This is a genomic window from Xanthobacter sp. BG11Y11_SDJG, from assembly GCF_057364445.1.
The window spans coordinates 1-4,108 of record NZ_JBNFNU010000380.1; the positions used below are offsets into that span (position 1 = coordinate 1).

4 protein-coding genes are annotated in these 4,108 nt (G+C 70.4%); all 4 read left to right on the forward strand.

The window, feature by feature from the left end; all coding sequences use genetic code 11:
• Positions 1 to 219: 219 nt before the first annotated feature.
• The 4 genes from AC2W7M_RS21135 (at position 220) to AC2W7M_RS21150 (ending at position 3,910) form a co-directional block, all read left to right on the forward strand.
• Positions 220 to 1,050, forward strand: coding sequence for a cell envelope integrity EipB family protein (locus AC2W7M_RS21135; protein WP_486134665.1), 831 nt, complete (start codon positions 220 to 222; stop codon positions 1,048 to 1,050).
• A gap of 38 nt (positions 1,051 to 1,088) precedes the next feature.
• Complete coding sequence (locus tag AC2W7M_RS21140; protein ID WP_486134670.1) at positions 1,089 to 1,361, forward strand: acylphosphatase; 273 nt, start codon at positions 1,089 to 1,091, stop codon at positions 1,359 to 1,361.
• 68 nt (positions 1,362 to 1,429) lie between these two features.
• Complete coding sequence (locus AC2W7M_RS21145) at positions 1,430 to 3,022, forward strand: glycosyltransferase family 39 protein (RefSeq protein ID WP_486134667.1); 1,593 nt, start codon at positions 1,430 to 1,432, stop codon at positions 3,020 to 3,022.
• A 174-nt stretch (positions 3,023 to 3,196) separates the two neighbouring features.
• Positions 3,197 to 3,910: a glutathione S-transferase N-terminal domain-containing protein gene (locus AC2W7M_RS21150; RefSeq protein ID WP_486134669.1), complete on the forward strand. Its 714-nt coding sequence runs from the start codon at positions 3,197 to 3,199 to the stop codon at positions 3,908 to 3,910.
• Positions 3,911 to 4,108: the final 198 nt, after the last annotated feature.

The following is a 4,108-nucleotide window of genomic DNA, read 5'->3' on the forward strand; positions in this document are numbered from 1 at the left end:
CCACATCCTGCCAGGCATTGCCGGAACTGCGGGCGGCGGACGGCGCAGGGGAGCCGACGGGGGGCATAGCGCATCATCGAGCGGGCGAAGGCGTCGGCCCAAGGATTGCCGGTGGAGGGCGCCTGCTTTCTCCGGCGCCGAGAAGGCGAGGAGGGCGTCGATCCAGGGGATTGCCGGTGCGGGGGCGGGCGGCGCGGCGCGGCGCGGGGAGACCAAGACATGCAGGTTCGTTCACGCCTCATCGCCTCCGGGCTCGGCTTCGGCCTTCTGGTGCTTGCCGGCGCGCCCGCGCTCGCGGCGGTGCCGCTGATGGCGCATCAGGCGACCTATCGCCTGGTGCTCGACGGCTCGAAGCCCACCGGACAGCTGGAGGACATGCGCGGCGAGATCCAGTACGAGATCACCGGCGATGCCTGCACCGGCTTCACCACGCTCACCCGCCAGACCAGCAAGAGCACCACGGGCGACGGCGAGAGCCTCACCCAGGAAGTGACCTCCAAGGCCTGGGAGGACGGGCAGGGCAAGTCCTACCGTTTCAATGCCACCACCCGTTCCTCCGGCGAGGGCGCCAGCGAGGTCGAGGCCAACGTGTCCCGCGACGGGCCGGACGCGCTCAAGGTGGTGGTGACGAAGCCGAAGCCCGCCACCCTTACGATCCCGGGCCAGGTGCTGATGCCCACCGAGCACGTCTCGCGGGTGATCGCCGCCGGCACGGCCGGCGAGCGGGTGCTTCAGGCGAAGGTCTATGACGGTTCGAGCAACCCCGCGCGCATCTATGAAACCCTGGCCGTGATCGGCCGCGCCACCACCAATGCGGAGCGCGTCCCGGCGGTCGCCCGCGAGGCGCTCGGCGCCAGCACCTATTTCCCCGTCACCGTGAGCTATTACGAGCCGGGCGCCACCAGCGGCTCGCCGGAATACGTGATGAGCTTCGCGCTCTATGACAACGGCGTGGTGGGCGACTTGAAGATCGACTACGGCAAGTTCGCGCTCGTCGGCACCATGGCGGAGTTCAAGGCGCTGAAGCCCGCCGAGGGCTGCGGCAAGTGACGCACGAGCCGGCGCGCGGCCTCCGCGTGATCCATGTGATGCTGCGCGGGCGGGTGCAGGGCGTCGGCTATCGGGCCTGGTGCGCCCATGAGGCGCGGGCGCGCGGACTTTCGGGCTGGGTGCGCAACCGCGCCAGCGGGGCGGTGGAGGCCGTCTTCAGCGGTCCGCCGGATGTGGTCGCCGCCATGGCCGAGGCCTGCCGCGCCGGTCCGGCGGGCGCGCGGGTCGACGACCTGCTGCTGCACGAGGCCAGCGAATCTGCCCTCGCGGCAAGCGGAGGCGCGGCCTTCGCGGTGCTGCCCACGCTCTGATCCCCCGGTGGCGGTGCACGCGGCGCGGGTCTATAGAGGCCCCCGACAAAGACCGGACGAGACCCCACGTGACCCATATCGAGCATCTCGACCCGCGCCATCTGGATGCGCCGGCCGGCGCCGAACCCGCGACGGTGGTGCCGTGGTGGGCCCGCCCGCGGGGCGTCGTCGCCATCGTGCTCGCCTGGGCGCTGGTGCACGTGCTCATCGCCACGCTGCTGGAAGTGGCGGTGAATGCGGACGACGCCATCGAAAGCTACATGGTCCAGTCGCTGGAACTGTCTTATGTTCCGCGCAACCCGCCATTCTTCGACTGGCTGCTGTGGGGCCTCCAGCAGATCGTCGGCACCGGCCTGCTCTCGTTTGCCCTGCTGCGGTATGCCTTGCTGGCCGCCTGCGCGCTTCTGGTCTGGCGCATCGCCCGGCAGGTGATCGCCGATCCGCGCCTCCAGGCGCTGGCGGTCTATTCGCTGACGGCGATCTGGGTGATCGGCTATCACAGCCACCGCATCCTCACCCATTCCAACGTGATGATCGTCGGCATCGCCGGCACCTTCCTCACGCTCACCGCCATCACGCGGCGGCCGAGCACCGCGCTCTATGCCGGGCTCGGCGCGTGGATCGCGCTCGGCATCCTCGGCAAGTTCGGCTTCGTCGCCTTTCTCGCAGTGCTGGTGATCGCGGGCCTGCTGGAGCCCAGCTACCGGCGGGCGCTGCTCGACCGGCGGCTGCTCGTCACGCTGCTCACGGCGGCCGTGCCGCTCGGCATCTATGCCGCCGCGCTCTATGTGGGCCGGCAGAACGTGGTCGCCGCCGCGGCGCAGACCATGGGCGCGACCAATGCCGGATGGGACGGCGTGCTGAACGCCTTCCTCTCCTCCCTCGCCGGCTATGTGCTGCCGTTCCTGGCGCTCGTGGCGGTGGTGTTCCTGCCCTATAACCGACGGCGAGCGCGCGCCGCGCGACGCCCTCTATGGCCCGCCGCGCCGGGTGCTGCGCACCCTCATGGCAGTGGGCGTGTCGGCGACGCTCATCTTCACCCTCGCGGCGGGGACGGAGAGCCTGCGCGACCGCTATTTCCATGTCTTTCTGCTGCTGCTGCCGGTCTATGTGTTCGCCGAGCTGGAGCGGCTCGGCGGCTGGCGGGAGCGGCTGACGATCTATCTCGGCCTGCTGCTCGCCATGAACGTGGCCATCGCCGGGGTGCGCGCCGCGGTGCCCCTGTGGCCGGACCCGCGCCTGTGCGGGCGCTGCATGGCCGCCGAGCCGATCTACAAGATCCAGCCGGCGATCCAGGCCCGGTTCGGGGACCGGCCGACCCTGGTGGCGGACGACCGCACCTCGGCGGGACGCCTGCGCGCCGCCATCCCGGCGCCGGTGGTGTATCGTCAATGAATTCCAGTACCGCCCGCCGCCCGCGCGCCGCCCACCGGCTGCGCCCGCGTGACCGGCATCGTCAACGGCCTGCCGATCCTGCTGCCGCCGCCCAAGGCAAACACCGTGGAGATTTCCATGAAATGGTGGTCGCCGCTCATGGAACCGCACCGCTGGAGCGACCTTCAGCTGACGCCGCTGCGCAACGACGACCCGCTGTGCCGCTGAACGTCGGCGCCTCCACCGCGCCTTCCCTTGCTTGCGCGGGGCGGGGTCGCTACCTCTAGGCCAGCGTCTGCCGGCGGCATCCCCTGCCTGACAGGCCGAGGCGGCGGCGGGAGGCCTCCGCATCGAACGGTTCAAGCCGGTGCGATCGGTTCCGAGCCGGCTGTTGCTCCGGCGGTTCCAATACTGAGGGCACGGGCCGCAGCGGGCGGCGCCGCGCGTGTGAGGGAGCTTTCATGGCCCAGGACCAAGCCCAACCCATCGCCTTGTACTACTGGCCCACGCCCAACGGCTGGAAGATCACCATCATGCTGGAGGAGTGCGGGCTTCCCTACGAGGTGAAGCTCGTCAACATCGGCAAGGGCGACCAGTTCAAGCCGGACTTCCTCGCCGTCTCGCCGAACAACAAGATGCCGGCCATCGTCGATCCCGCGGGGCCGGACGGCGCGCCCATCTCGGTGTTCGAGAGCGGCGCCATCCTCCAGTATCTCGGCCGCAAGACCGGCCAGTTCTACCCCGCTGCCGAGCGCGCGCGGGTGGAGGTGGAGCAGTGGCTGTTCTGGCAGATGGGCGGCCTCGGCCCGATGGCCGGGCAGGCGCACCACTTCCGCATCTATGCGCCGGAAAAGGTGCCCTACGCCATCGAGCGCTATTCCAACGAGGTGCACCGGCTGTATGGCGTCATGGACAAGCGCCTCGCCGACCGGGAGTATCTGGCGGGCGACTATTCCATCGCCGACATGGCCTGCGTCGGCTGGGCCAAGCTGTGGGAGCGCCAGGGCATCCAGATCGAGGAGTTCCCGCACTTCAAGGCCTGGCTGGAGCGCGTCATGGCGCGGCCGGCGGTGCAGCGCGGCTTCAAGGTCAATGCCGAGGAGCGCGCCAGCGTCGACATCGCCAAGGACAAGGACGTGCAGGCCATCCTGTTCGGGCAGCGCGCCCGCAGCTGAGCGGCTCTTGGGGGCGGGAGCCGTTGGCATGGCGAAGGACATCAGGCCGGACCTCGCCCGCGCGGGCGCCCTGCACCAAAGCGGGCGGCGTCGACGAGGCGATCGCGCTCTACCGCAGCCTGCTGAAAGCCTCGCCGGAGGCGTTCGAGGCGGCCCGGCTGCTGGTGCTGGCGCTGCTCCAGTCCGGCCGGCTGGGCG